The organism is Mesorhizobium sp. P5_C1 (assembly GCF_054049815.1).
In genome coordinates, this window is record NZ_JBFULQ010001350.1 from 1 (window position 1) to 614 (window position 614).

General features: G+C 57.8%; 1 protein-coding gene. It reads right to left on the reverse strand.

Going from position 1 to position 614, the window contains the following annotated elements:
* Positions 1 to 285 precede the first annotated feature (285 nt).
* Entirely contained in the window at positions 286 to 612 is a 327-nt protein-coding gene (locus ACXJ7R_RS35755; protein ID WP_457155891.1) for a hypothetical protein, read from the reverse strand.
* Between the last annotated feature and the right edge of the window lie 2 nt (positions 613 to 614).

A 614-nucleotide genomic window follows, 5' to 3' on the forward strand; every position in this document is an offset into this window, starting at 1 on the left:
GGTCTTCTCTATCCATAGTCCCCACCAGCCCTGCGTGGGCATCGATCTCGCGGGACTTAATCATAAGCTACGTCTAATATAATGTGCAGCTATCCATTTGGCGCAAGATCGTGACGGGTCGCGCGAAACCGCCGGCGCGGGGGACCACGCCGCACAGTTGAATGCTGATCATCGACCGATTGGGCGTGGGCAGGAAAGCTGGCGCCGCGACATGACCTCCCGAACGTCGAGAGGAAAACGGTGGCCCGCACCTGAACTCAGACATTCGAATTCGACTAAAGGCAATCAAACCGGCTCAACAGATTTCACGTTGCCGTCGGTGTCCACGAGGCAGCTTGTCTTCTTGCCGCCGGCATCGAGCTCGACCTGATAAGTTTTGGAATCGATCTTGCTCGAGGAGATCGGAAGTATCTTGGCGCTGTTGACGCCGCTCGACTTGGCGACCGCGTTGGCGCAAAGAAGCTGCAGATCCGCCGGAGCCGTCTCAACCTGCGTCCTCGACATCTGCTCCGGAGCAGGCGGCGGCGTGCTGACGCAAGCGCTCAAGCTCTGCGCCATGAATCCAAGAGCTACAACCAGGATCGATCTTCTCACTGCACGTTTTTCCGACATTG